General features: G+C 62.5%; 24 protein-coding genes. 21 read left to right on the top strand and 3 right to left on the bottom strand.

Annotation, left to right across the window (positions count from 1 at the left end):
* Positions 1-26 precede the first annotated feature (26 nt).
* Complete coding sequence (locus tag C5J22_RS27815; RefSeq protein ID WP_105440893.1) at positions 27-1,304, bottom strand: cysteine desulfurase-like protein; 1,278 nt, start codon at positions 1,302-1,304, stop codon at positions 27-29.
* A 250-nt stretch (positions 1,305-1,554) separates the two neighbouring features.
* On the opposite strand from C5J22_RS27815, the gene C5J22_RS27820 reads away from it, so the two are divergent.
* Positions 1,555-2,247 carry a GntR family transcriptional regulator gene (locus C5J22_RS27820; RefSeq protein ID WP_046638008.1) on the top strand — a complete coding sequence of 231 codons (693 nt, stop codon included), beginning with the start codon at positions 1,555-1,557 and terminating at the stop codon, positions 2,245-2,247.
* Between the two features lie 42 nt (positions 2,248-2,289).
* Here the strand turns inward: C5J22_RS27820 and C5J22_RS27825 are convergent, their stop codons facing one another.
* A complete protein-coding gene (locus C5J22_RS27825; protein ID WP_105440921.1) occupies positions 2,290-3,108 on the bottom strand; it encodes a sugar phosphate isomerase/epimerase in 819 nt (272 codons plus the stop codon).
* 403 nt (positions 3,109-3,511) lie between these two features.
* On the opposite strand from C5J22_RS27825, the gene C5J22_RS27830 reads away from it, so the two are divergent.
* The 17 genes from C5J22_RS27830 to C5J22_RS27910 all read left to right on the top strand — a co-directional run bounded on the left by C5J22_RS27830 (position 3,512) and on the right by C5J22_RS27910 (position 21,680).
* Positions 3,512-5,149 (top strand): ABC transporter substrate-binding protein, encoded by a 1,638-nt coding sequence (locus C5J22_RS27830; protein WP_105440894.1) that lies wholly within the window; start codon positions 3,512-3,514, stop codon positions 5,147-5,149.
* Positions 5,150-5,257: 108 nt separating this feature from the next.
* A complete protein-coding gene (locus C5J22_RS27835) occupies positions 5,258-6,271 on the top strand; it encodes an ABC transporter ATP-binding protein (protein ID WP_105440922.1) in 1,014 nt (337 codons plus the stop codon).
* Entirely contained in the window at positions 6,268-7,251 is a 984-nt protein-coding gene (locus tag C5J22_RS27840; protein ID WP_105440895.1) for an ABC transporter ATP-binding protein, read from the top strand. The genes C5J22_RS27835 and C5J22_RS27840 overlap by 4 nt, the downstream gene beginning before the upstream one ends.
* Before the next feature lie 12 nt (positions 7,252-7,263).
* Entirely contained in the window at positions 7,264-8,190 is a 927-nt protein-coding gene (locus tag C5J22_RS27845; RefSeq protein ID WP_105440896.1) for an ABC transporter permease, read from the top strand.
* A gap of 12 nt (positions 8,191-8,202) precedes the next feature.
* Complete coding sequence (locus tag C5J22_RS27850; RefSeq protein ID WP_105440897.1) at positions 8,203-9,084, top strand: ABC transporter permease; 882 nt, start codon at positions 8,203-8,205, stop codon at positions 9,082-9,084.
* A 375-nt stretch (positions 9,085-9,459) separates the two neighbouring features.
* Entirely contained in the window at positions 9,460-10,113 is a 654-nt protein-coding gene (locus tag C5J22_RS27855; protein ID WP_105440898.1) for a TerC family protein, read from the top strand.
* A 278-nt stretch (positions 10,114-10,391) separates the two neighbouring features.
* Positions 10,392-11,348, top strand: coding sequence for a VOC family protein (locus C5J22_RS27860; RefSeq protein ID WP_046665259.1), 957 nt, complete (start codon positions 10,392-10,394; stop codon positions 11,346-11,348).
* Between the two features lie 15 nt (positions 11,349-11,363).
* A complete protein-coding gene (locus tag C5J22_RS27865; RefSeq protein ID WP_105440899.1) occupies positions 11,364-12,092 on the top strand; it encodes a PIG-L deacetylase family protein in 729 nt (242 codons plus the stop codon).
* 16 nt (positions 12,093-12,108) lie between these two features.
* Positions 12,109-12,780, top strand: a complete 672-nt coding sequence (gene ligK / locus C5J22_RS27870; RefSeq protein ID WP_205837234.1) for a 4-carboxy-4-hydroxy-2-oxoadipate aldolase/oxaloacetate decarboxylase — start codon at positions 12,109-12,111, stop codon at positions 12,778-12,780.
* 53 nt (positions 12,781-12,833) lie between these two features.
* Complete coding sequence (locus tag C5J22_RS27875; protein ID WP_105440900.1) at positions 12,834-13,895, top strand: 4-oxalomesaconate tautomerase; 1,062 nt, start codon at positions 12,834-12,836, stop codon at positions 13,893-13,895.
* Between the two features lie 9 nt (positions 13,896-13,904).
* Positions 13,905-14,777 carry an NAD(P)-dependent oxidoreductase gene (locus C5J22_RS27880; RefSeq protein WP_105440901.1) on the top strand — a complete coding sequence of 291 codons (873 nt, stop codon included), beginning with the start codon at positions 13,905-13,907 and terminating at the stop codon, positions 14,775-14,777.
* 212 nt (positions 14,778-14,989) lie between these two features.
* The gene (locus C5J22_RS27885) at positions 14,990-15,694 is read left to right on the top strand and encodes a GntR family transcriptional regulator (protein ID WP_105440902.1); all 705 of its coding nucleotides are present in this window, start codon (positions 14,990-14,992) and stop codon (positions 15,692-15,694) included.
* Positions 15,695-15,854: 160 nt separating this feature from the next.
* On the top strand, positions 15,855-17,267 hold the full coding sequence (locus C5J22_RS27890) for an aminomethyltransferase family protein (protein ID WP_105440903.1): 1,413 nt from the start codon (positions 15,855-15,857) through the stop codon (positions 17,265-17,267).
* Positions 17,268-17,359: 92 nt separating this feature from the next.
* Positions 17,360-18,283, top strand: coding sequence for a 5,10-methylenetetrahydrofolate reductase (locus C5J22_RS27895; protein WP_105440904.1), 924 nt, complete (start codon positions 17,360-17,362; stop codon positions 18,281-18,283).
* 81 nt (positions 18,284-18,364) lie between these two features.
* A complete protein-coding gene (locus C5J22_RS27900) occupies positions 18,365-19,615 on the top strand; it encodes a LysR substrate-binding domain-containing protein (RefSeq protein ID WP_105440905.1) in 1,251 nt (416 codons plus the stop codon).
* A gap of 96 nt (positions 19,616-19,711) precedes the next feature.
* The gene (locus tag C5J22_RS27905; protein WP_105440906.1) at positions 19,712-20,491 is read left to right on the top strand and encodes an IclR family transcriptional regulator; all 780 of its coding nucleotides are present in this window, start codon (positions 19,712-19,714) and stop codon (positions 20,489-20,491) included.
* 175 nt (positions 20,492-20,666) lie between these two features.
* Positions 20,667-21,680, top strand: coding sequence for an amidohydrolase family protein (locus C5J22_RS27910; protein WP_105440907.1), 1,014 nt, complete (start codon positions 20,667-20,669; stop codon positions 21,678-21,680).
* Positions 21,681-21,734: 54 nt separating this feature from the next.
* Here the strand turns inward: C5J22_RS27910 and C5J22_RS27915 are convergent, their stop codons facing one another.
* Positions 21,735-22,538 (bottom strand): MBL fold metallo-hydrolase, encoded by an 804-nt coding sequence (locus C5J22_RS27915; protein WP_105440908.1) that lies wholly within the window; start codon positions 22,536-22,538, stop codon positions 21,735-21,737.
* A gap of 196 nt (positions 22,539-22,734) precedes the next feature.
* Between C5J22_RS27915 and C5J22_RS27920 the strand changes: the two genes are divergently transcribed.
* The 3 genes from C5J22_RS27920 to C5J22_RS27930 all read left to right on the top strand — a co-directional run bounded on the left by C5J22_RS27920 (position 22,735) and on the right by C5J22_RS27930 (position 25,414).
* A complete protein-coding gene (locus tag C5J22_RS27920; protein WP_105440909.1) occupies positions 22,735-23,814 on the top strand; it encodes an acyltransferase in 1,080 nt (359 codons plus the stop codon).
* A gap of 59 nt (positions 23,815-23,873) precedes the next feature.
* Positions 23,874-24,455, top strand: coding sequence for a DUF2239 family protein (locus tag C5J22_RS27925; protein ID WP_105440910.1), 582 nt, complete (start codon positions 23,874-23,876; stop codon positions 24,453-24,455).
* A gap of 155 nt (positions 24,456-24,610) precedes the next feature.
* Positions 24,611-25,414, top strand: a complete 804-nt coding sequence (locus C5J22_RS27930) for an SDR family NAD(P)-dependent oxidoreductase (protein WP_105440911.1) — start codon at positions 24,611-24,613, stop codon at positions 25,412-25,414.
* Positions 25,415-25,608 lie beyond the last annotated feature (194 nt).

Raw genomic sequence — 25,608 nt, forward strand, 5'->3', positions numbered from 1 at the left:
AGCGTGTGCCCGCGGAGGCTCTCGCCTTATCTGGTCTTGGCGATGATCTCGCCGAGCACCGTGTCGAAACGGTCGATCTCTTCTGCCTTGTTATAGTGGACCATCGAGACCCGCATGCAGCCCGTTTCCATGGTCAGCCCGAGGCGCTTCATCAGCCGCGGCGCGAACATGTGGCCGTCGCGGCTGCCGATGCCGTTCTTGCCGAGCTCGGTCGAGAGATATTGCGGCGTCAGGCCGGGAATGTTGAAGCAGATCGTCGGAACGCGCTTTTCCACCTGGGCTTCGTCGGAGACGCCGTAGATCGTGGCGCCGTGCTTTTTCAAGACCGACAGCATCTTTTTCGACAGCGTCTGCTCATAGGCGCGGATGGCGCCCATGGCGGCGGCAAGCGCATCGCGGCGCGAATGTTCGCCGTCGGGAAGGAACCTGCGGCCGAGGTCTTCGAGATAGAGCACGGCAGCATTCATGCCGGCGACGTTCTCGTAAGTGAAAGTGCCGACCTCGATCTTGTAAGGCGGCACGTCCGGAATGAAGTCTTCCTTGAAAGTGGGCAGCTTGACCAGCGCGTCATAACGGCCCCAGAGGAAGCCCATATGCGGCGAAAAATTCTTGTAGCCGGAGCAGACGAGATAGTCGCAGTCCCAGGCCTGAACGTCGATCAACGCGTGCGGGCCGTAATGCACGCAGTCGAGGAAGACCTCGGCGCCGGCGGCATGCGCCAGCTTGCCGACGGTTGCCACGTCGACGATCGTGCCAATCGAATGGGCGGTGACGGTGCAGGCGACCAGGCGGGTCTTGTCGTTCAGGAGCGGCTTCAGGTCGTCGGTATGCAGCATGCCGTCTTCGCGCATCTTCCACCAGACGATCTTGGCGCCGTCGGCCTCCAGCGCCATCCAGGTAGCGATGTCGGCGTCATGGTCCATGTCGGTGACGATGATCTCGTTGCGCTCCTGCAGCATTTTTGCGATGCCGAGGCTGACGAGGCGGATGAATGAGGTGGCGTTGAGGCCGAAGGAGATTTCCTCTGGACGGTAGGCGTTCACCAGCAAGCCGACCGAGACGCGGGCTTCGGCAATGGTGCGATCGACGCCCTGGCTGTGGAGATAGGGGGCCATGCGCTGCACGTTGCAGTCTACGAGATGGGCGGCGACCGCATCGACGACGGCCTGGGGAACCTGGGCACCGCCGGCATTTTCGAAGAAGATGAAGTCCTTGTATTTCTGGAGGGCCGGAAATTTCAGCCTCAGCTCATCGACCGGAAAAGCCTTGGCGAGGTTGTCGCCTGCCGTGACATGCGTGTTCATGGATTTCTCCCAGGTGTCGTATTCATCGATGAAGAGGGGATGCAGGTGACAACGAACTTCCCCGTGTCTATGTTAGGCCTGTTGCCGAATGAGCATTTGATCAAACTTTCAAATGTTCTATTGTGCCATTGGCATTTGATCAAGGGGAATCGCGTCGGGAACAGTAGAGGGTCCGACGCCCAAGAGACTTGAAGAGCGTGGCCCGTTATGCGAGGCCTGGTTGTGATTTGAATGGGATCAGAGGGCAAGGATGGCGGATAGCGGGCTTTTGAAGGTCACGTCGCGCGTGACCGTTCAGGATACGGTCTACGAACAGCTGCGCCGGGCGCTGATGTGGGGCTCCTTCGCCCCGTCGCAGGCGATCACCATCTCGTCGCTGGCAACCGAGTTCGGGACCAGCCACATGCCGGTGCGCGAGGCGCTCCGAAGGCTTGCGGCGGAAAACGGACTGGAAATCGGCCATAACGGTTCGGCCCGGGTGCCGGCGGTTTCCCGCGAGCGGCTCGACGATCTCTGCCAGGCGCGTATCGCGCTCGAGGGGCTGGCGACGGAACTTGCCGCCAAGCATATGAGCGACGAGGATATCGACCGATCTGAAGTGCTTGCGCGCGAGCATGAGGAAACCGGCAAGGCCGGCGACGTCTACGGCATGCTGCGCAAGAACCAGGAATTCCATTTCGGCATCTACGAGGCTTCGCGTTCCGAGGTGCTGCCCCAGCATATCGAGATGCTCTGGCTGCGGTTCGGCCCCTATATGCGGATGCTGACCAATTACGTGGAAAAGGAATTCGACAAGGGCGTCGTACACCCGTTCTCGTCCTATCACTTCCGGATCGTCGCGGCGCTTCGCGAGCGCAACGGCGCGCTGGCGCGGGAGATGATGGTGGGGGATATCCTCGCCACCCAGTCGCACCTGCGGGACATGTCTCCGGAACTGCGGTAACCCCAGCGCCCTGCGCCGGGGGTTGAGCTTTGAAAGTCAGGCTTACTGGCCGAGGCCGAGCGAAGCGAGATACTCGACGGAAGCCGGGATCTTCGACTTGTCTTTGATTTCGACGATCAGGCGCGGATTGCTGGTGAGATCGGCAAGTGCCTGGAAGACTGACGGCCAGAGGATATTGCCTTCGCCAAGCGCCCAGTGGCGGTCTGCGTAACCGTCGGCATCCTGCAGGTGGACGTGCTGCAGGCGGTTGCCGGCTGCCTTCACATAATAATCGACCGGCGGCGCGCCGGTGGAGCCATGCGCGTAATGGGCATGGCCGGTATCGATCGAGACCGCGACGGCCGGCGAATTGAAGCTGTTGGCGAGTGCCACGCGGACGTGCTGGTCGATATCCTCGATGTTTTCCAGAACGATCACGGCGCCGATATCCTCGGCCTGCTTGACGGCGTCACGCATCGTCAGATGCACATGCTCCACGACGCGCTCCGGCTCGCCCTTGTTGTTGTCGAGGTTGTTGTAGGACCAGGTCGTATAGGGGCTGTGGGCAACCATCTGCGTCGCGCCGATTGCCGCGCAGACGTCGAGGCCTTGCTTGAGGCGCTTAGCGACGACGGCGCGGATATCCGGGTCATTCGACGCGATTGTGAAGCCCCAGAACGGGCCGTGGATGCCGAGGCGGCCGTCAAAACCGTCCAGCAGCTTCCTGGCGCGCTCGGCAAGCGGCGACCAGTCGCCGTTCAATACGTCGGCGGTGGTGAAATCCTGAAGTTCGAGATCGCGCTGTTTTTCGAAAAGCCAGTTGCGGTGAATTTCGAGCTCGCCAAGCGTCATGGCGGCGCCGATCACGGGAAGGGAGGACATGGAAAACTCCATCGAACAAAGAAAATGTGGGGAGGGGGAATGCGCCGGAAGAAACTCCACGCAGAGGGTTCGATGCCAGAATTTTGTGTCGGCAATATTACATTTGTAACGCGAGACGATGAAATTTGCATCCGTGTTCAATTTCATCGAATCGCCAAGATAGCGTCACGGAACTGAAACACAGGCTGGCCAAATAACCCCCGTAAATCAGGGGGTCGTCGTGAGCGGCAGCAAGACGCTTCTTATCGTTGTTCATCGGGCGAGCGGCTTTCATGTCCGCGGCCCGAGCAAATGGCGTGTCGTTGGCGGGCCAGGCTCTGCGAACCCCTTAAGCCGTCACCGCTCGAGCCCGCAGAGGGGCTGATCGAGCTCGTCCATCAACCGAAGCCAAAGGACAAATTCCATGGTCAACTTCACCCGCCGCAGCACGCTTGGTCTTGCCGGCGCCGCTGCCGGTTCGCTGATCCTGCCGCGCTTCTCGATCGCACAGGGCGACAAGCGCCCCTCGATCACCATCGCCGTCCAGAAGATCACCAACAACAACACGCTCGACGTCTGGCACGAACAGTCGAATGTCGGCGAGCGCGTTTTCTTCCCGAATCTCTGGGAGGGCCTCATCCTGCGCAACTGGATGGGCAACCAGGGTCCGATCCCGGGTCTCGCGACCGAATGGAAGCGCATCGACGACAAGACGCTGGAACTGAAGCTGCGCCAAGGCGTCAAGTTCCACAACGGCGATGAGCTGACGGCCGACGACGTCGTGTTCTCGTTCTCCAGGGAGCGGGTGTTCGGCAATACGGAGCCGGCCGGCGGCAAGACGATCTTCGAATCCGAGCACAAACCGACCACCGTCAAGGAACTGCCGGCTACCGTTCCCGGCGTCGGTCGCCGTCTTTGGCCGGCCCTTGCCGGCGTCGAGGCCGTCGACAAGTACACCGTCCGTTTCCACAACGCGACGCCGGATGTCACGCTGGAAGGTCGCCTTTATTCCGGCGGCAGCCAGATCACCAACCGCCGCGCCTGGGACGAAGCCAAGTCCTTTACGGAATGGGCCCGTAAGCCGGTTACCACCGGTCCCTACATGGTTGCCGAATACAAGCCGGACGTCTCGCTGACGCTCGTCGCCTTCGACCAGTACTGGGGTGGCCGCCCGCCGCTCGCCCAGATCCGCTTCGTCGAAGTTCCGGAAGTCGCCTCGCGCGTCAACGGCCTGCTTTCCGGCCAATACGACTTCGCCTGCGACCTGCCGCCGGACCAGATCGCCACGATCAGGGCTGCCAAGGGCTTTGAAGTTCAGAGCTCCACCATCTGGAACCACCGCGTTTCGACCTTCAACACCCAGAACCCGATCCTTGCCAACCCGCTGATGCGCCGCGCGATGACGCACTCGATCGATCGCAAGGCGATCGTCGAGGCCCTTTGGGCCGGCCAGACCGTCGTCCCGGCCGGTCTGCAGTTCGAATCCTTCCGGACCTCGGACATGTTCATCGAAGGCTGGGCTACTCCGGAATTCAATCCGCAGCTGGCCAAGGACCTCATCAAGCAGGCCGGCTACAAGGGTGACCCGATCCCGTACCGCCTGCTCAACAACTACTACACGAACCAGACGGCCAACGGCCAGATCATGGTCGAGATGTGGAAGCAGGTCGGCATCAACGTGCAGATCGAAATGAAGGAAAACTGGGGCCAGATCCACGATCCGGCAGGCGTCAAGGGCGTCCGCGACTGGTCGGCTTCCAACACGATCAACGATCCAATCACTCCCCTCGTCGTGCAGTTCGGCCCCAATGGTGAAGTCCAGCAGAAGAAGGACTGGACGAACGGCGAAATGAACAAGCTTGCGCAGGTCATGGAAACCTCCACCGACCGTGCGCTGCGCAAGAAGGCTTTCGCCCGCATGCTGGAAATCTGCGAGCGCGAAGACCCGGTCTATCAGGTCCTGCACCAGAACGCCGTGTTCACGGGCATGAAGTCGTCGCTCAAGTGGAAGGCCGCTCCGGCCTTCGCGATGGACTTCCGCTCCTCCAACTGGGCGATCTGATCGGATTGTCTCCACCGCTCCGGCGACCGAAGGGCCGCCGGAGCATCTGTTTTGAAAAGCGGCAATGCCGTCGGCCGGAAACGGCGGAAGGCAGGAGTATGGCAGGATATGGATAGGGCATCGTCCAATCTGGTGGAATTGCGTGACCTGAAGGTCGCTTTTGACGGCGTCCAGGTTCTGCACGGCATCGATCTCAATGTGGGCCGGGGCGAGGCGCTCGGTCTCGTCGGAGAATCGGGTTGCGGAAAGTCGGTGACATGGCTTGCGGCTCTGGGACTGCTTCCCGGCAAGGCGAGTGTCACCGGTTCCGTGCAGCTCGATGGACAGGAACTCGCCGGCGGTCCCCGCGAGGTCTTCGAACAAGTGCGCGGCGGCCGGATCGCGATGATCTTCCAGGACCCGTCGAGCTCGCTCAATCCGGTCCTCCGGATCGGCCGCCAGATCGTCGAGGCGCTGGCGCTGCATCGTGGGCTCAGGGGCGACCCGGCCAGACGAGAGGCGCTACGGCTGTTGGACATGGTCGGCATTCCCGACGCTCGCCGCCGTTTCGACCTCTACCCCCACGAATTCTCGGGCGGCCAATGTCAGCGGCTGATGATCGCCATGGCGCTTGCCGGCGAGCCGGACCTGTTGATCGCCGATGAGCCGACGACGGCACTCGATGCGACGATCCAGGCGCAAATCCTCGACCTGCTGATCCAGCTCCGGGCCGAGACCGGCATGGCGACGGTGTTCATCAGCCACGATCTCGGCGCTATTTCCCAGGTCTGCGAACGGGTCTGCGTCATGTATGCCGGCCGGATCGTCGAACAGGGCAGCGTCGCCCAGCTCTTCTCCGAGCCGCGGCATCCCTATACGCGCGGTCTTTTCGACGCGATCCCGCGGATCGACGGTCCCCGCCACCGGCTGGTTCCCATCCCCGGCACGGTCCCGAACCCCAAACATCTGCCCGAAGGCTGTTCCTTCTCGCCACGCTGTTTTCGCGCGGTCGAGGCCTGTCGGTGCGAGCGACCTGCGCTCGAGACGTCGGCCGACGGCCGGCAGCTCGCCTGCTTCCGGCCGGTTCCGGCCAATGAGCCTGTCGAGACAAGAACCAGAGTGATCGAGGACATGCTGCAATGACCGCCCTCATCGAAGCGGACAATCTCGTTCGCATCTACCAGATCCGCCGCGGCCTGTTTGCACAGCCGCATCCGGTGCGCGCCGTGGACGGCATTTCGCTGGCGCTGAAGCCCGGCGAGACGCTGGGTGTGGTCGGCGAGTCCGGCTCGGGCAAATCGACGCTCGGCCGGATGCTGCTCGGCATCGACGCCGCACAGGGCGGCGAAGTCAGGTTCGAAGGCAAGCCGATGCCACATCTGAAGACGCCGCAATGGCGGGCGCTGCGGGCCAAGATGCAGTTCGTCTACCAGGACCCGCTGGCGGCGCTCGACCGGCGCGTGACGATCGCAAAACAGATCGGCGAACCGCTGGATATCCACAAGCTCATTCCGAAGCAGCATCAGGAAGCCCGCGTTGCCGAGCTGATGACGGCCGTCGCGCTGCGTCCGGATCAGGCCGGGCGTTATCCGCACGAACTGTCGGGCGGCCAGCGGCAGCGCGCCGTCATTGCCCGCGCGCTTGCCGCGCGCCCCAAACTTCTGGTCTGCGACGAGCCGGTTTCCGCGCTCGACGTCTCCATCCAGGCGCAGGTGGTCAACATGCTGCGCGACCTGCAGGAAAAGAACGGCATCGCCATGGTGTTCATCAGTCACGACCTCAAGGTGGTGCGCAACATCGCCGACCGGGTGGCGGTGATGTATCTTGGCCGGATCGTCGAGGAAGCCTCTTCCGACGTGATTTTCCACTCGCCGCAACATCCCTATACCAAGGCGCTGGTCTCGAGCGTGCCGGTGCCGGGCAAGATCCTCGAAGGACGCGTCATCCTCCAGGGCGAACCGCCGAACCCGGCCAACCGTCCGTCCGGCTGCGCCTTCCATCCGCGCTGTGCACTGGCGCGGGATGTTTGTCGTTCCGTCGTGCCGCAGCTTCGCCCGATCGGCAATGGCCGTACGGCTGCTTGCCATGTCGTTGCCGGCGAAGCCGCCTCGATCGCAGCCTGAAAGGAGCCTTCGATGATCCGCTTCATAGCCGTTCGGCTCCTTCGCGCCTTGATCACCATCTTTGCCGTCGTCACCTTCGCCTTCGTCGTACTGCGCATGTCGGGCGACCCCGCGCAGGTCATGCTCGGCCCGGACGTGCCGCAGGAGGCCGTCGATGCGTTCCGTCGCGCGTGGGGGCTCGACCAGCCGCTCTGGGTCCAATACCTCGCCTATATCAAATCGATCTTCAGCGGCGATTTCGGGGTGTCGATGCGCGACAAGGCGTCGGCGCTGGATCTGGTTCTGCAGCGCGTGCCTGCGACGCTGCAGCTCACCCTGCCGGCGCTGCTCCTGAAACTCGTCCTGGGTATTCCGGCCGGCGTCTATGCGGCGTTGCATCGCCAGAGTTTCGCCGATCGCGGCGTCATCCTGCTGGCGGTCCTCGGCTTCACGATCCCGTCCTTCGTGATGGGCCTGTTGCTGGTGCTGATCTTTGCGGTCATTCTCGGGGTATTGCCCTCCGGCGGCCAGGATACATGGGTGCACGGCATACTGCCGACGATCACCATGAGCATCGGCGGCATCGGCATCCTCGCCCGTTTCTCGCGCAGCGCCATGATCGAGGTGATGGGCCAGCCTTATATCCGCACCGCCTCCGCCAAGGGCCTGAAATGGCCTGATGTCGTCTGGAACCATGCGTTGCCGAATGCGGCCGTGCCGATCGTGACGATCGTCGGCTTCATGGTCGGTTCGCTGATCGCCGGCGCCGTCGTGGTCGAATCGATCTTCTCGTGGCCGGGCATCGGACGCCTGCTGATCGTCTCGGTCGGCAACCGCGACCTCGCCGTCGTCCAATGCATCCTGCTGATCATCGCAGCCACCATGGTGGTTTCGAACCTCGTCGTCGACCTGCTCTATGGCTGGCTCGACCCCCGCCTTCGCTCCAACGCGGCGCATTGAGGACAAAGAGATATGGCTACGATCAATCTGTCAGAAACCCCGCGGACGCCCGGCTGGTACGCGACGTTCATCTCGCGCCTGCGCCGCAACGTGCCATTCACCGTCGGGCTCGGCATTCTCTGGCTGGCGGCCATGGTCGCGGTGGCGATCTTCGCCGACCAGATCCGCCCCTACAACATTACCGCCATGGACCTGTCGAGCCGACTTTCCCATCCCGGCGCCCTGAAACACCTGCTCGGCACCGATGAACTCGGCCGCGACGTGCTTTCGCGCCTCCTCCAGTCGGTCCGGGTGTCGCTGATCATCGCCTTCGGCGCCACGATCCTGTCTGCTGTGTTCGGCACGGCGCTCGGCTTCGCGGCCGCGCAGTTCCGGGGTGCGGTCGAACATCTCGTGCTGGTGCTTGCCGATTTCCAGGCGGCGCTGCCGTTCCTGATCATGTCGCTTGCGGTGCTCGCCTTCTTTGGCTCGTCCATGGTGCTGCTTGTCTGCCTCATGGGATTCTACGGCTGGGAGCGTTACGCCCGCATCGCCCGCGGTCTGGCGATCTCGGCGAGCTCGCAAGGCTATGCGGCCTCCGTCGTGCAGCTCGGCGCAACACCGGCGCGGGTCTATTTCCACCACATCCTGCCGAACGTCGCCTCGACGCTGATCGTCTCGATGACGCTGACCTTCCCGGAAATCATCCTGATGGAAAGCGGTCTTTCCTTCCTGGGGCTCGGTGTGCAGCCGCCGGAGACGAGCCTTGGCAACATGGTGGGTTTCGGGCGCGAATACCTGACCCGCGCGCCGTGGATCATGCTCGCTCCGTCGGTCGTGATCATGCTGACGACGCTGTCGATCAGCATTGTCGGGGACTGGCTGCGCGACAAGCTCGACCCCACCCTTTCATAATCTTGGTGTGGTTCGCTGCAAGCCCGGTGGCCGCTTCCATCGATGCCGCTATTGGCGCTGTGGACGGATTACAACGGATCCTCAACGATCCCGGGCGAAAACAGCCCAAAACCGGCTGTTTCATAAACTCGCCACTTGAGTTTCTGCGATCATGCCGCTAAATCTCACGCCACCAGGACCGGGCCCCTCTGACAGTTCATGCTTGAGCTGTGATGTCGGACTGGATTTAGTCCAACTTGGGTGCCTGGTGTTCGTGGAAATCATGTGACGACAACGGCGGTGACCTACGACAGGCGGAAATGCAGGTCGTGAGCGTCTCAAGTTCGTCTCGGTCCACTCGCGGGCACTCCCGCCTTTTGAGAGATTGGGTGCCAAATGATGGAATTCTTTACGCCGGAGGCATTGTCCGCCCTCCTGCAGGTTATCATGATCGACCTCGTGCTGGCCGGCGACAATGCGATCGTCATCGGCCTTGCTGCTGCCGGCCTGCCGAAGGAACAGCGGTCCAAAGCCATTCTGGTCGGTATCATCGCAGCGACGGTGCTGCGTATCGGTTTCGCGCTTGCCACGACCCAGCTTCTGCAGATCGTCGGCCTGCTGCTGGCCGGTGGTGTCCTGCTTCTCTGGGTCTGCTGGAAGATGTGGCGCGAGTTGCGCACGCCCCATCAGCATGAGGACGAAGCCAACGAAGCGCTGCAGAATGCAGACCTCAATGCCGACGGTACGGTCGCGGGCGGTGCGCCGCGCAAGACTTTCTCCCAGGCTGCCTGGCAGATCGTCATTGCCGACGTCTCCATGTCGCTCGACAACGTGCTCGCCGTTGCGGGTGCTGCCCATGAACATCCAGAAGTCCTGATCTTCGGCCTGATCCTCTCGATCGCGCTGATGGGTATTGCGGCAAGCTTCATCGCCCGCCTGCTCAACAGGCATCGCTGGATTGCCTATGTCGGTCTTGCTGTCATCCTTTACGTGGCGCTCGAGATGATCTGGCGCGGCTTTCACGAAGTCGCACCTTATCTCGGCGCGTAATATCGCCTGGCGCGGCGGTTCTGCCGCCGTGCCCTTTCCTTCGGGTCTCTAACACCCGTCTTTGCCCGCCGTTTGCCGGGCGGTTTTTCCTGATCTCAACCAAAACTTATGCCGCGTCAGCAGAACCTATTCGTCAGGCTGCCGATCTGCTTTTATGTCTTCATGCCAAGCTGCGGCGCCCATGCGCCGGCCGTGTTGGAGTGGAGGACGCGGGCTCGATTTTTGGAGGAGATGCGCCTGTCCGCCGGGCGCGATAGATCGACCATCTAGGAAAAGCCATGACCGAACCCTGTTATGATGTCGCCCATCTCGGCCACGTCGAGCTTTATTCAGACCGTTTCGACGAGTCGCTCGACTTTTTCACCCGTGTCTATGGGTTGACCGAAAGCGGCCGCGAGGGCGACAGCGTCTATCTGCGCGCCTATGACGACTACGAATTCCACACGCTGAAGCTCACCAGGCATCACACGACCGGTGTCGGCCACATCGCTTATCGCACCTCGTCCGCTGAAGCGCTGGAGCGCCGCGTCAGGGTAATCGAGGAAAAGGGCTGGGGCGTCGGCTGGACCGAAGGCGATCTCGGTCACGGTCGCGCCTATCAGTTCAAGAGCCCCGACGGCCATCTGTTCGAGCTCTACTGGGACACCAGGGAATATGTGGCGCCGCCGGAAGAAAAGCCGGCGCTCAAGAACATCGCCCAGCGTTACCACGGCCGCGGCGCAAGCCCGCGCCGCCTCGACCACGTCAACCTGCTCGCTGCCGATGTCAGCCTGATCCGCGAATTCATGACCACGGCGCTCGGCAGCCGGGTCACCGAAATGATCCAGCTCGACAACGGCCGGATCGGCGGCTGCTGGTTCACCATTAACAACAAGACCTATGACCTTGCCTGCTCCGAGGACCATACCGGTTCGCACGGCCGCTTCCACCATGTCACCTATGCCTGCGACCAGCGCGAGGACATTTTGCGCGCCGCCGACATCTTCCTGGAAAACGGCGTGCACATCGAATCCGGCCCGCACAAGCATGCGATCCAGGGCACGTTCTTCCTCTATGTCTGGGAGCCTGCCGGCAACCGCGTCGAGCTTGCCAATGCAGGCGCCCGCCTGATCCTTCGTCCCGACTGGAAGCCGGTCGTCTGGACCGAAGCCGATCGCAAGAAGGGCCAGGCCTGGGGCATGAAGACGATCGAAACCTTCCACACGCACGGCACGCCGCCGGTGGCACACAAGTAAGTCAAGAGGCATCCCATGGCAAAGACAGCATTGGTCATCAGCGCCCATTCGGCGGATTTCGTCTGGCGTTGCGGCGGGGCGATCGCGCTTCACGAGGAAAAGGGTTACGACGTCACCGTCGTCTGCCTGTCCTATGGCGAGCGCGGCGAAAGCGCCAAGCTCTGGAAAAACCCGGGCATGACGCTTGAAAAGGTGAAGACCGAGCGCCGCCGGGAAGCGGAGAACGCGGCCAAAGCGCTAGATGTCACCGACATCCAGTTCTTCGATCTCGGCGACTATCCGCTGGTCGTCGACCAGGACGCCAAGTTCAAGCTGGTCGACGTGATCCGCAAGGTTCAGCCGGAATTCATGCTCTCCCATTCCAAGTGGGACCCCTACAATACCGACCACATGTACGCGACGCAGGTTGCGATCGAAGCGCGCATGATCGCCCAGGCCTGGGGCCACAATCCGGGCGAAAAGATCCTTGGCGCGCCGCAGCTCTACCTGTTCGAGCCGCACCAGACCGAACAGATGGAATGGAAGCCGGACACGTTCCTCGACATCTCGCCCGTCTGGGAAAAGAAATGGGCGGCCATCCAGTGCATGGAAGGCCAGGAACATCTCTGGGACTTCTACAAGAACGTCGCCGAGAACCGCGGCAACCACTTCATGCGCAATTCCGGCGGCCAGGCCAGCGGACGCAAGTCGACCCATGCGGAGGGCTTCCAGTCGGTCTTCCCGCGCACCGTCGACGAACTTTGATAGGGGACGAACTCTGATGCCGGTCGTCGTCCAGAATATCGAACGCGCGGATCAGTCGGTCATCGACCGGCTGGCAACCTGCGGTGTCGCCACGGTGCATGAGGCGCAGGGCCGCAAGGGCCTGCTCGCCAGCTACATGCGGCCGATCTATCCGGGCGCGCGCCTCGCGGCGAGCGCCGTCACCATCTCCGCACCTCCGGGCGACAACTGGATGCTGCACGTGGCGATCGAGCAGCTGAAGGCCGGCGACATCCTGCTGCTGGCTCCGACCAGCCCCTGCGAAGACGGCTACTTTGGCGACCTGCTTGCCACCTCTGCCCAGGCGCGCGGCTGCAGGGGCCTGATCATCGATGCCGGCGTGCGTGACGTGGTCGATCTCACCCAGATGAAATTCCCGGTCTGGTCGAAGGCGGTCTATGCCCAGGGCACGGTCAAGGAAACGCTCGGCTCGGTCAACATTCCGGTCGTCTGCGCTGGCGCCTATGTCCGGCCGGGCGACGTGATCGTCGCCGATGACGACGGCGTCTGCGTGGTTGCCCGTGAAGAAGCCGAAGCGGTTGCCAAGAAGGCGGAAGCCCGTGTCGCGGCTGAAGAAGACAAGCGCAAGCGGCTCGCGGCCGGCGAACTCGGCCTCGATATCTATGACATGCGCGGCAAACTCGCCGAAAAGGGCCTGAAGTATATCTAAGCGGTGGAGGCCGCTTTCTCTTTTCCTCACCGGGGAGAAGAAGGGAGATCGAGATGAGTGAAACTGAAACCGGCGTCCGCTGCATGTGGATGCGTGGCGGCACCTCCAAGGGCGGGTATTTCCTCGCCTCGGACCTGCCGGCCGACCGTGACAATTTTCTTTTGCGGGCGATGGGATCGCCCGACCCTCGCCAGATCGACGGCATGGGCGGCGCCCACCCGTTGACCTCCAAGGTGGCGGTGGTCCGGAAATCCGAGCGGGAAGGGGTCGATGTCGACTATCTCTTCCTGCAGGTCTTCGTCGACCAACCGATCGTGACCGACGCGCAGAACTGCGGCAATATCCTTGCCGGCATCGGGCCTTTTGCCATCGAGCGCGGGCTGGTGGCCGCCCGGGGCGACAAGACCGAAGTCTCGATCTTCATGGAAAACACCGGGCAGATCGCCATCGCGACGATCGAAACACCCGGCGGCCAGGTGACCTACAGGGGCGAGGCCCGGATCGACGGCGTGCCGGGGACTTCAGCGCCGGTGCCGATCGTGTTTGCCGATACGGCCGGCTCCTCCTGCGGCGCGCTGCTGCCGACCGGAAACCCGGTCGACATGATCGAAGGCGTCGCCTGCACGCTGATCGACAACGGCATGCCCTGCGTCGTCATGCGCGGCGACGTGCTCGGGATTACCGGCACCGAGAGCCCGAAGGATCTCGAAGCGAACCAGGAGCTGCGCGCCAAGCTGGAGGCGATCCGGCTGAAAGCCGGGCCGATGATGAACCTCGGCGACGTTACCAAGAAATCCGTGCCGAAGATGACGATGGTCTCCGCGCCGACGGCGGGCGGGGCGATCTCGACCCGCACCTTCATCCCGCATACGTGCCATGATGCGATCGGCGTGCTCGGTGCTGTCAGCGTCGCGACCGCCTGCCTCCTGCCGGAAGGTCCGGCTTCGGAACTGGCCGTCATTCCGGAAGGCGACGAGAAGCTGCTGTCGATCGAACATCCGACCGGCGAGATGAGCGTCATTGCCACCATGAAGGGCGGCGAAGTCTATCGCGCGGCGGTGCTGCGCACGGCGCGCAAGCTTTTCGACGGCGTGGTTTTCGGCGACCGAGAATAGGACACGGCTATGAGGATCGCATTTCTGGGTTTTGGCGAGGCGGCACGCGCCTTTCACGACAGCCTGGCGCCGAAGCTCGATGATGGCGAATTTCGTGCCTACGACCTGCTGCTTAACGATGCCGAAAAAGCGGGCGAGATGCAGGCGGCGATGGCGAGCCGTGGCGTGCGACCGGAAGCGTCGCCTGCGGGTATTGCCGATGCCGAGTGGATCTTCAGCGCGGTCACCGCCGACCAGAGCCTCATTGCCGCGCGGTCGATCGTGTCGCATCTCGGCCAGGGCGCACTTCTGATCGACATCAATTCCGTGTCCCCCGGCCGCAAGCGCGAGACTGCCGCGCTGGTCGACCAGACCGGTGCCGACTATCTCGACATGGCCGTGATGGCCCCTGTCCATCCGAAGGGCCATGCGACGCCGGTTCTGATTGCCGGCAAGAGTGCGGCCGAGCTTCTGGAACGTTTTCGCGGTCTTGGCTTCAGCGCCGATGTCGCGGGCGAGGCGGTCGGTTCGGCGACAGCCATCAAGATGGTGCGCTCGTTGTTCGTGAAAGGTCTTGAAGCAATCACCGTCGAGGCGCTGCTTGCGGCGGAGGCCTCGGGCTGTTTCGAGGAGATCCTGGCCTCGCTCTCCCAGAGCTTTCCGGGCCTCGACTGGTCGAAATTTCCGGATTACCAGTTCGAGCGCACGACCCGCCACGGCCGCCGCCGGGCCGCGGAGATGCGCGAAAGCGGCGTTACCCTCGATGCGCTGGGGCTGAACGGCGGTCTTGCGCGCGAGATTGCCGCCGTTCAGGACGAGATGGCGGCGAGCGGCGTGAAGCCTGCCGGCGATCTCAGGGAAACCGTCGCGCGGGTCCTTTCGGCTCGGCGTCGAGGCAAATAAGCCCGCCTCTTCAGCGCGTTGCCTTGTATACGCGCCATGCATTTGCGCTCCAAACCCGCATCATCATCCACAGCCTCAGCCCCCTGTATACATGAGGCTTGGCCAATCCATCAGATGTGGCTAAGATTTGCCGATCGACAGGCGGAGGTTGCGCCGGCTTGTCTTCAGGCAAAGGTGCGGATTTGGAAGAGACCTCGAGAACGACCCACACGATGCGCGCGCTGATGGAGCTGCGCAAGAAGATCCTGAGCGGCGACTACCCGGGCGGCACTCGGCTCTTCGAAGTTTCGCTGGCCGAGACGCTGCAGATTTCCCGGACGCCGGTGCGCGAGGTGATGTCGCGTCTTGCAGAGGAGGGATTGCTCGACCGGTTGGCGAATGGCGGTTTCGTGGTCCGAAGCTTCACCTATGCGGATGCCGTCGATGCGATCGAGCTGCGCGGCGTGCTGGAAGGGACGGCGGCGCGGCTTGCCGCCGAACGCGGCGTCTCCCAGGCGGGATTGGATCAGCTTCGGGAAATCCAGGCCCGGCTTGACGATTGTTTCGGCGAAGCCGCGGACGAGGTGGATCTGGAAGCTTATTCGGAGGCGAACGCAAGATTTCATGTGGTGCTGGTCGAGCTTTCCGGCAGCACGGTAATCCAGCGGGAGGTCGAGCGCGCGACACGGCTGCCGTTCGCGTCGCCATCGGCTTTCCTGTCAGGCCGAGCCCACGTGGCGGCCTTCCGTCAGTCGCTGCATATCGCGCAGGAACAGCATCGTACCTTGGTGCAGGCGATCGCTGGTCGTGAAGGTGCAAGAGCGGAATTCATCGCCCGCGAGCATGCCCGCATCGCTCGTAAGAACCTCGAATACGCCGTGTTCGAGGATCCGGAACTGATGCTCACCGTTCCCGGCCTGGTGCTCCTCAACTCCTGAGAGCCGACCGCCTGCTGCGGGTTTTGATGGACGGAAGCCTTCGGTTTACTATCCCGAGGCGATCGTCAGCCTGCCGAATATTTCCCCTTGAATTTGTCTTCCGATGCCGTCATGTATACACGACATTGCAAGCCACAGACAAACCATAGGGAGGAATTCCGTGACTCAGGCCAATCTCACTCAAGTTTTGAAGGATGCGGGCAACACCGTCGAGCATCTGCGCAACTCCAAGACCGGCATCTATGTATACCCGGTCGTGGCTCCGGAATTCTCCAACTGGCGTTCGGAACAGGCTGCATGGCGTGAAGGCGCGGTTCTTTTCGACCAGTCGCATCACATGGACGAACTGGTCGTCGAAGGCCCGGACGCCGCCAAGTTCCTCGAAAGCCTGTCGATCAACAGTTTTGCCAATTTCGGCGTCGACCGCGCCAAGCACTACGTTCCGGTCACGCCTGCCGGCCACGTCATTGGCGACATGATCATCTTCCGCGAAACGGAAGAAAAGTTCGTGCTCGTCGGCCGCGCGCCGACCGCCAACTGGCTGCTCTACAACGCGTCGCTCGGCAAATATAACGTCAAGCTGACCCACGACCCGCGTTCGCCCTCGCGCCCGGACGGCAAGCTCGTCACCCGCATCCACTACCGCTTCCAGATCCAGGGTCCGGATGCGCCGAAGGTCTTTGAAAAGATGAACGGCGGCCCGATCCCGGAGATCAAGTTCTTCCACGTCGACTGGATCAATGTCGGCGGCCGCAAGGTTCAGGCTCTGCGCCACGGCATGGCCGGCGCTCCGGGTCTCGAAATCTGGGGTCCGTATGCGGAGAAGGACGAAGTCCGCGCCGCCATCATCAAGGCTGCTGAAGAAGCCGGCGTCGATCTGCGCCCGGTCGGCAGCCGCGCCTACGCCACCAACACCCTGGAATCCGGCTGGATCCCGTCGCCGCTTCCGGCGATCTACACCGGCGACGAACTGCAGGCCTATCGCGACTGGCTTTCTGCCCAGAGCTACGAAGCTTCGGGCTCGATCGGCGGCAGCTACGTCTCCGACAAGATCGAAGACTATTACCTCAACCCCTACGAACTGGGTTACGGCGTCTACGTCAAATTCGACCACGACTTCGTCGGCCGCGCCGCCGTCGAGAAGCAGAAGGCAACCCCGCAGCGCCGCAAGGTCACCTTCGAGTGGAATTCCGACGACGTCGTCAAGGTCATCGCTTCGGCTTTCCAGCCCGGCGAACAGGCCGCCAAGTGGATCGACTTCCCGCTCTCCAACTACGCCTCGTCGAGCTTCGACAAGGTATTGAAGGACGGCAAGGTCGTCGGCCTGTCGATGTTCAACGGCTATAGCTACAACGAGCGTTCCATGCTGTCGCTCGGCGTCGTCGATGCCGACATCGAGGAAAACGACATCCTGACGCTCATCTGGGGCGAGCCGGATGGCGGTACTTCCAAGACCTCCGTCGAGCAGGGTCACCGCCAAGCCGAGATTCGCGTTCGCGTCGCAGCCGTGCCTTACGCCCAGGAAGCGCGTGAAAATTACGCCGAAAGCTGGCGCACAAAGAAGGCCCTCTAATCGAAGGGCGTGCGAGAACGGGCTGTTCTCGCACGCCGCTCCGTCCGTCTGACCGGACGTTTTTCACTGGCTAAACGGGGGGAGGATCAACAATGGCATTTTTGAATCTGTTCAGGGGCAAGCAGGAAGAGAAGTCCGTGGAGCCGGTCAGCTTCAGGGACCTTATCGACGGCTATTCCATCGAAGTCATGCCGCGCACGGCGGCCAAGATCGAAGATTTCAAGGCACTGCTGCCGAAGGGCACCCGGGTCTATATCGCCCATATCGACGGGACGCCGATCGAGGACATGGTGCAGACCGCAAGGCGCCTGCACGAGGACGGTTTCCCCGTCATGCCGCATTTTCCCTCCCGCATCATTGCAAGCCATGCGATCCTGGAGGATTGGATCAAGCGCTACAGAAACGAGGCGGGCGTGGACCAGGCGCTGCTGCTCGGGGGCGGCGTATCGACGCCGGCTGGCGATTTCGACAGTTCCATCCAGCTGATCGAGACCGGCCTGTTCGACCGCTACGGCTTCAAGCGGCTGCATGTCGCCGGCCACCCGGAAGGCAACAAGGACATCGACAAGGATGGCGGTTACAGGATCGTCGACGAGGCGTTGAAGTTCAAGCAGGCCTATTCCGAGCGCACCGATGCGGAGATGGCGATCGCGACGCAGTTCGCCTTCGATGCCAAGCCGGTCATCGCCTGGGCCGAGCGCATCGCTGCCGCCGGCGTCAAGCTGCCGATCCATCTCGGCATTGCCGGCCCGACCAAGCTGCAGACACTCATCAAGTTTGCCATCGCCTGTGGCGTCGGCCCCTCGCTCGGCGTGCTGCAAAAGCGCGCGATGGACCTCAGCAAGCTCCTGGTTCCCTACGAGCCGACGGAAGTGCTGACCGAGATCGCCGATTATAAGGCTTCCCATCCGGAAAGCCTGATCCAGCAGATCCATGTCTTCCCGCTCGGCGGCATCCGTGCCAGCGCGGAATGGATGAACGAACAGCTGACCGGCGAGCGCAACGTCGCACCGTGAATTAACCGAAGCGGGGCAAGTGCCGGACTTGCACCGCTTCGACCCGCTGCCGGGAGGAAAAAGGCAGGGGAGGACAGGCACGTGGACTATCCCAATCTGCGCCATATCCGTCTTTTCTGCGCCTGCCTGCGCACCGGCTCGCTGACGCGGGCGGCCGATATCGTCGGCGTCACCCAGCCGGCGGCCTCCCAGGCGATTTCCCGTCTCGAAGACCGCTTTGGAACGCGGCTTCTCGAGCGCGGGCCCGGCCATGCGATGGCGACGCCGGCAGGCCGGGTCGTCCAGACCCGGTCGCTCAGGGCGCTCGATCTTATCCGGACCGGCTGCCAGAGGCTCCAGGCGGATTTGGGTTCGCGCGGCTCCGGTGCCGATGCAAGGCTGACGATCTCCCACCTGCGCGCGCTGCAGGCCTTTGCCCAGACCGGAGGGTTTCCGGGTGCCGCGCGTATCCTCGACCAATCGGGCGCCGCGGTTCAGCGCACGGCGCGCAACGCGGAGGCAATCCTCGGCACAAGCCTTTTCGAGGCCGATGGCCGCGCGACGCGGTTCACCGGTGCCGGTCGGGCCGTTGCCCGCTGGGCCGGCCTTTCGCTGAAAGAGCTCGGCAACGCCACCGAGGAAGTGCAGGAACTGCGCGGCAAGTTCGATGGCCTGGTATCGATCGGCGCGCTGCCCATGGCGCGCACCACCATCGTGCCCGATGCCATTGCCTCGCTGGCCCTCACCCATCCGCTGGCGCGGTTCGAGATCCTCGAAGGCAGCTACGAGCAGCTCCTCAGCGATCTGGAAATGGGACATATCGATTTTCTGCTCGGGGCGCTGCGCAGCCGCCTGACGCCGACACTCGGCCAAGAGCCGCTTTTCGATTTTCGGCTGGCGGTCGTCGCGGGTGCCGGTCATCCGCTTTCGGGCAAGACGGAGGTCTCGCTTGCCGAACTTGCCTCCTATCCATGGGTGGTGGCGCGCAAGGGGACGCCCAACCGCAACACGTTCGATGCCCTGGCGGCGAAGTTTCCCGATGGACCGCAGATGCAGGGGACCGTCGAGACCGGTTCGCTGACGGCCTTGCGTGGCATCCTGATGCAGACGGATCGGCTGGCGCTGCTGTCCCGGCATCAGCTCCGGCACGAGCTGAAGGCGGGATTCCTGACGCTTCTGAACTATGAAGTGCCGGGAAAGCCGCTGTCGATCGGCATCACCACCCGCCGCAACTGGCAGCCGACCGCTCTCCAGGCGGAATATCTGGCAGCGATCCGGCGCGTGGTCGCGACGGAGGAGGCCGTCAGCGCTCCTGGCGGCAGCCGTTTGCCTCCCCTGAAGGCGGCCGAGTAGCACCACTTGCCATTGCAGTTTTCGCAGTTATCGTTATTGCCGCATAGGTCCGGCCGGTCTGATGTCGCGCGCCGTCAGGAAAGAGCGGGAGCATCTTTGAGAAAAAAGGCCGTCAACAGTCTCGAACGCCTTCAGGCGGTACTTGAGGTTTTCACCGAGGACCGTCTGGAATGGACCCCGGAAGAGCTGATGGAGGAGCTGGGTTATAGCCGGCCGACGCTCTATCGCTATCTGAAGATCCTGAAGGACAGCGGTTTCCTCACCTCCATGCCGAATACCGGCTTCACGCTGGGCCCGAGGGTGGTGGAGATGGATTACCTCCTGCGGAAATCCGACAATCTCATCCTGTCCGGCGCGCCCTACCTCCAGAAACTCACGGGGCGATACGAATGCACGGCGCTTCTGGTGCGCTGGTACGGCGAAAAGATCCTCTGCGTCGATTCGATCAGTTCCAGCCGCGAGGCGATCAGCAGCTATCCGCGCGGGAGGCCGATGCCGCTCAGCCGGGGCGCGATCGGGCGGTCCATCGTCGCCTTCCTGCCGCGCCGCAACCTGGTGCCGCTGATCAATCGTACGCTCGACGACTGGCAGGCGGCAGGCGCCGGCGATACCGTGGAAGCCGTCCTCGACGGGCTGAAGTCGGTGCGCAAGAAGGGTTACGCCGTGGCCCATGGCGAGGTGACACCCGGTGTCGTCGGTTTCGCGGCACCGATCTTCGATGCGGGCCAGAGCCCCATCGCCAGCTTTTCGGTAACGATCGCTCAAGAACACGCCAGCGGCTCCGCTGTGGAGGATATCGGCCGGGAAGTCTTGCTCGCAGCCGGTGAGATCACCGCCGCGCTGGCCTCGCATCGGCACAGGATTTCTGGTCGATAATCTCATAATACAAGAAAATGTGTTGACTTTCGGTGCCTGCCTTCGCATTTTGCCGCGACGGAGCATTGCCGAGATCTCGGCATCGCTCGGCTCGCGGATTTTTTTAAACGCCTCGGGGCACTGGACTTCCCTTAAGTTCACGGTGCCGCAGCAGGACAGACAGGAGGAGCATTCCATGAAGAAGATCGACGCTTTCAACCACATCTGGCCGAAGCCTTTTTTCGACAAGCTGATCGGCTATATCGGCACGATGACCGACGTCACCATGCGCAGCGGCGCGGTGCCGATGATGACGGACCTCGACCGCCGTTTCCAGGTGATGGACATGTTCGGCGAGGACTACCAGCAGGTCCTGTCGCTCGCTTCCCCGCCGCTGGAAAAGCTGGCCGGGCCTGAGCGCGCCTATGACCTCGGTCGGATCGGCAACGATTCCCAGAAAGAATTGTGCGACAAATATCCGGAACGCTTCCCGGCCTTCATCGCCACCGTGCCGATGGAAAACCAGGAATGGATGATGGCGGAAACCAAGCGGGTCGTCGAAGATCTCGGCGCCTGTGCGGTCCAGATCTTCACCAATTACAGCGGCAAGCCGCTTGACCTGCCGCAGTTCGAGCCCTTTTTCGAATACATGGCAAGGTCGGGCAAGCCGGTCTTCCTGCATCCGTCGCGCGGCGCCAACTTCCCGGACTACCTGACCGAAGACCGTTCGGAATACGAGATCTTCTGGACCTTCGGCTGGCCGTATGAAACCTCGGCGGCAATGGCGCGCCTCGTGTTCTCGCGCATCTTCGACAAGTACAAGGGTCTCAAGGTCGTCACCCACCATGCCGGCGGCATGGTGCCCTTCTTCGAAGGCCGCGTCGGTGCCGGCTGGGATCAGATGGGCAAGCGCACGTCCGACCGCGACCTTTCGGTCGTGCTGAAGGCTCTCGAGCGTCCGCATCTCGAATATTTCAAGGAATTCTATGCCGATACCGCGAGCTTCGGTTCGACCAAGGCAATCGAGCACGCCATCGAATTCTTCGGCGAAGACCGCGTGCTGTTCGCGTCCGACGCACCGTTCGATCCGGAAGGTGGCCCGATGTACATCCGCGAGACCATCCAGGTTCTCGACAACATGGACATCTCCGACGCCACCCGCCAGAAGATCTACGAGGGCAATGCCAAGAAGCTTCTCGGCCTGAAATAAGCGATCTGGTTCTCGGGACTATCGGACGCGCGGGCGGCAACGCCCGCGCGTTCTTCATTTGGAGAGCCGGTCGATATACCGCCTGGCGGAGCGGGCGACGATCGCCTGCCCATCCTGACGGACATTCTGGTGCGAAAAGGCGCCGTAGATCCGCTCGAAAGGCCAAAGCGCCAGCCGCTCCGCGACATCGGCAACTTCGGCGGCGCTGAGCGGCAGCATGTTGGGATAGCTCCACATGAAGGAGACGTGGTCGGCGCCCGGCGTGACCTGGACGATATCTCCGGCCAGCAGCACGCCCTTGTCGTCTTCGCCCGTCCAATGCAGGACAGTGCCGCCGGCAAAATGTCCGCCGCCATGAACCAGCGTGACGGACGAGGAAAGCACCAGCGCATCCTCGTCCCACAGCCGGACGTGATCCGACGGACGGCAGATCCACTCCTTGTCCGCGGCATGCAGATAGATCGGCGCATCGAAGGCGGCGGCCCAATCCTGCATGGTCGTGTAATAGTGCGGATGGGAGATCGCGATGGCGCTGAGGCCGCCCAGCGACTGGATGATCGCCTTGGTCGCATCGTCGAGGAGCGCGATGCAATCCCAAAGGATGTTTCCCGCCGGCGTGCGAAGGAGCAGGGCCCTCTGGTTGATGGCGAAGGCGGGGGCGGTCTGGATCGCAAACAGCTCCGGCTCGAGCTGCACCCAAGAATTTCGGTGCGTCCGTGCGAGCTTTTCCGTCGTCGTCCAGGCTTGGCCCGAAGGCGGTATATATTGGCGCTCGTCTGTGCAGATGGGGCACGCTTCCGGCGCTTCCTCGGCTTCCTGAAAGGAAGTGCCGCAGGCGCCGCAGAGAAAAACCGACATCGAAACCTCCCTCGGGACTGTCCATGGGTCCCGTCTTGAATTTGGCAGGAAACGATATTCGTCAAGGAAAGTGAAGTCCTTGGCGTTACCTGAGACTGGCCAGCCGGACCGCTCGTATTCTCGGGGAAGGATTCACCTTTTCCAAAGGCAGGTGCGATAGGGTCCGGCCTTAAGCTATTTTACCCCAGAGGATCGGATGACGGCCCCGAAGACGCCAAGGCTGCTGAACCTGGATATCCTGCGCCTCGTCTCGGCGCTGATGGTGCTGACGTTCCACTACGGTTTCCGCATGCGGATTTCCGGCGAGGGCGGTGGCGTCGGCTTTCCGGAGCTCGCACCCTTTGCCATGTGGTTCGATACCGGCCTGCTGATCTTCTTTGCGATTTCCGGTTATGTCATCACCATGTCGGCAGAAGGCCGCACGGCCTATGACTTTGCCGCCGGACGCTTCGCGCGGCTCTGGCCGACCTTCATCGTCTGCGCGACGATCACCGCCGTCGTGCTTGCCGTCTGGCACGTACCGACCCTCGATCCGCCGACGGTCAGGCAATGGCTGGCGCATGTCGTCATCATCTCGCGCGGCCTCGGCCAGCCATTTCTCGACGGTGCCTATTGGACAATCGCCTACGAGATCATCTTCTACGGCTGGGTTTTCCTGCTGATCGCCACCGGCCTTTTTGAGCGAGGCTGGCGCGTTGTCGTGCTGGCATGGCTGGCGATTTCGGTCGTCAACGAGGCCTTCATCGGCAGCGGCGCGATCCAGAAACTGCTGATCACCGAATATTCCGGCTATTTCGCCTTCGGCCTGGCGCTCTACAAGGTGAGGCAGTATGTTTCCCCTTCGAGCCTCTGCGTGCTCGCAGCCACCGTCTGCTGGGCAATCGCCACGCCCTTCCTGACTGAACCGGATTTCATCGCAACATACGGGCTGAGCCGCAGCGCCGTCGGGCTCGCGCTCATCGGGCCGCTGGCGCTGGCAGCGGTCGCGGTCTGCGCCACGGCGCCGTCGATGCGCATTTCTCCGGCACTGGCGATCGGGCTCGGCGGCCTCACCTATCCGCTCTACCTGCTGCACCAGAATATCGGTTACGCGGTGTTTGCCCGTTTCGGCACGGATCAGAACCGCTGGCTCGTAGCCCTCGTGCTGGTTGCTGCCCTGCTCTTCGTCGCTTGGATAATCGCAAGGACTATCGAACCGCCGGCGCGGCGGGCGATCATCCGCGCCGCTGGCCATCTTCGCGACGGTTTGGGGCGCCTCAGACAGCGGACCGCCTGATCCTGATTGACGGGTTCATTTTACCCGGATAAATCTTCCTTTCAAGACAGAGGAAGCAGATGGCGGATTTTCATTGGACAGCTTTTCGGGGTGAAACCCGTATTGCGGGCGGATCGCCGGCCGAGGTCGTCACGGCGATCAAGGCCGGTGGCCATGAAAGCGTTCTGGTCTTCGACGATGCGACGGGAAAGCCGGTCGATCTCGATCTCCGCGGCACACTCAAAGACTGTCTCGGTCGCCTTCCCACGGATAATGTGCAGCCTGTCGAGCCGGTGGAACGGCGGCCCGGGCGGCCGAAGCTCGGTGTAGTGCCACGCGAGGTGACACTGCTGCCGCGGCATTGGGAGTGGCTCGGCCAGCAGCCGGGCGGCGCCTCGGTGGCTCTGCGCAAGCTCGTCGATGCAGCGCGCGCAGCCAGCAGTTCGGGAGATGATAGGCGCCGGGCTCAGGAGACCGCCGATCGTTTCATGCGGGCGCTCGGCGGGGATCAGCCGGGATATGAGGACGCGGCACGGGCGCTTTATGCGGGGCAGGAAGATCGCTTCAAGGAGCTGACGGAGAGCTGGCCGAAGGATGTCCGGGACCATGCCCGGTATCTCGCCCGGGCCGCATTCGGCGCCGGCTCTGCCGAAGAAAAATAAGTCCGATATTTCCGGTAGTCGCCGCCAATAGCGGGCGATTCCAGGCGGTCAGGTACTTTTTGAACATGTTCTGTCCGCGATTGAACATGGACCGGATGAAAACCGCACCGTAAGTTGCTTCGCGCCGCCGGGGAGGGTGGCTCGGAGGAGCAGTTATGGATCGCATGAAGAATAAGGTCGTTCTCGTCTTTGGTGCCGGTTCGGTCGGCCCTGGTTTCGGGAACGGCAAGGCCGCGGCTGTCGCCTATGCGCGCGAGGGCGGCAGCGTCGTCTGCGTCGACGTCGATCTCGATGCAGCGAGGAACACGGTCGACGTCATCGAATCCGAAGGCGGCACGGGCCTGGCGCTCGCCGCCGACGTCACCAAATCCTCCGACATTACGGTCGTCGTCGAAAGGACCATGGAACGCTTCGGCCGTATCGACGTGCTGCACAACAATGTCGGCATCAACCTGCCGGGCGGTGCGGCGGAGGCAACCGAGGAGAGTTGGCGCAAGGTGATGGACGTGAACCTGACCAGCGCCTTCCTCACCTGCAAGGCGGTTCTGCCGATCATGGAAAAGCAGGGCGGCGGGGCGATCATCAATATCTCGTCGCTCGCCTCCATCCGGTGGACCGGCTACCCCTACGTTTCATATTATGCATCGAAGGCCGCGCTCAATCACTTCACGCGGGCGATTGCGATCGAATATGCGGCCAAAGGCATCCGCGCCAACGCGATCCTGCCGGGGGTGATGGACACGCCGCATATCCAGAAACAGATCAGCGGCTATTACGGTTCCGCCGAGGAGATGAAGGCCAAAAGACACGCCCTTTCGCCGATGAAGCGCCAGGGAGACGGCTGGGATATTGCCTGGGCCTCGGTTTTCCTTGCCTCCGACGAGGCGAAATACATTACCGGAGTCGAGCTTCCCATCGACGGCGGGCTGCATGTGACGGTGTCCGGGAGCTTGAGCTGAGACAATTACAGCTACGCTGGAGAGAGATCCATGATGTGGATCGGTTTTAAAGTTTTCTGCTCTGACGGCAAATTTAGACTTGTCTAATCGGTCTCTTTTCAGCAAACTCCGCCAACTTGAAGAGAAAAGATCCAGATAATGGACCACTGCGGATGGCTGGAGGAGCCGGACGTCGGGAGGAAAAGCGGTTGCGC

Origin of the sequence: Neorhizobium sp. T25_13, assembly GCF_002968675.1 — a bacterium.
Classification (GTDB): Bacteria; Pseudomonadota; Alphaproteobacteria; order Rhizobiales; family Rhizobiaceae; genus Neorhizobium; species Neorhizobium tomejilense.

Coding starts and splice junctions, on each gene's coding strand:
- C5J22_RS27885 (WP_105440902.1), top strand. CDS start 14,990: ATGCGCGCGCTGATGGAGCTGCGCAAGAAGATCCTGAGCGGCGACTAC.
- C5J22_RS27845 (WP_105440896.1), top strand. CDS start 7,264: ATGATCCGCTTCATAGCCGTTCGGCTCCTTCGCGCCTTGATCACCATC.
- C5J22_RS27925 (WP_105440910.1), top strand. CDS start 23,874: ATGGCGGATTTTCATTGGACAGCTTTTCGGGGTGAAACCCGTATTGCG.
- C5J22_RS27920 (WP_105440909.1), top strand. CDS start 22,735: ATGACGGCCCCGAAGACGCCAAGGCTGCTGAACCTGGATATCCTGCGC.
- C5J22_RS27880 (WP_105440901.1), top strand. CDS start 13,905: ATGAGGATCGCATTTCTGGGTTTTGGCGAGGCGGCACGCGCCTTTCAC.
- C5J22_RS27840 (WP_105440895.1), top strand. CDS start 6,268: ATGACCGCCCTCATCGAAGCGGACAATCTCGTTCGCATCTACCAGATC.
- C5J22_RS27835 (WP_105440922.1), top strand. CDS start 5,258: ATGGATAGGGCATCGTCCAATCTGGTGGAATTGCGTGACCTGAAGGTC.
- C5J22_RS27855 (WP_105440898.1), top strand. CDS start 9,460: ATGATGGAATTCTTTACGCCGGAGGCATTGTCCGCCCTCCTGCAGGTT.
- C5J22_RS27930 (WP_105440911.1), top strand. CDS start 24,611: ATGGATCGCATGAAGAATAAGGTCGTTCTCGTCTTTGGTGCCGGTTCG.
- ligK (WP_205837234.1), top strand. CDS start 12,109: ATGCCGGTCGTCGTCCAGAATATCGAACGCGCGGATCAGTCGGTCATC.
- C5J22_RS27830 (WP_105440894.1), top strand. CDS start 3,512: ATGGTCAACTTCACCCGCCGCAGCACGCTTGGTCTTGCCGGCGCCGCT.
- C5J22_RS27895 (WP_105440904.1), top strand. CDS start 17,360: ATGGCATTTTTGAATCTGTTCAGGGGCAAGCAGGAAGAGAAGTCCGTG.
- C5J22_RS27915 (WP_105440908.1), bottom strand. CDS start 22,538: ATGTCGGTTTTTCTCTGCGGCGCCTGCGGCACTTCCTTTCAGGAAGCC.
- C5J22_RS27865 (WP_105440899.1), top strand. CDS start 11,364: ATGGCAAAGACAGCATTGGTCATCAGCGCCCATTCGGCGGATTTCGTC.
- C5J22_RS27815 (WP_105440893.1), bottom strand. CDS start 1,304: ATGAACACGCATGTCACGGCAGGCGACAACCTCGCCAAGGCTTTTCCG.
- C5J22_RS27820 (WP_046638008.1), top strand. CDS start 1,555: ATGGCGGATAGCGGGCTTTTGAAGGTCACGTCGCGCGTGACCGTTCAG.
- C5J22_RS27875 (WP_105440900.1), top strand. CDS start 12,834: ATGAGTGAAACTGAAACCGGCGTCCGCTGCATGTGGATGCGTGGCGGC.
- C5J22_RS27860 (WP_046665259.1), top strand. CDS start 10,392: ATGACCGAACCCTGTTATGATGTCGCCCATCTCGGCCACGTCGAGCTT.
- C5J22_RS27850 (WP_105440897.1), top strand. CDS start 8,203: ATGGCTACGATCAATCTGTCAGAAACCCCGCGGACGCCCGGCTGGTAC.
- C5J22_RS27825 (WP_105440921.1), bottom strand. CDS start 3,108: ATGTCCTCCCTTCCCGTGATCGGCGCCGCCATGACGCTTGGCGAGCTC.
- C5J22_RS27910 (WP_105440907.1), top strand. CDS start 20,667: ATGAAGAAGATCGACGCTTTCAACCACATCTGGCCGAAGCCTTTTTTC.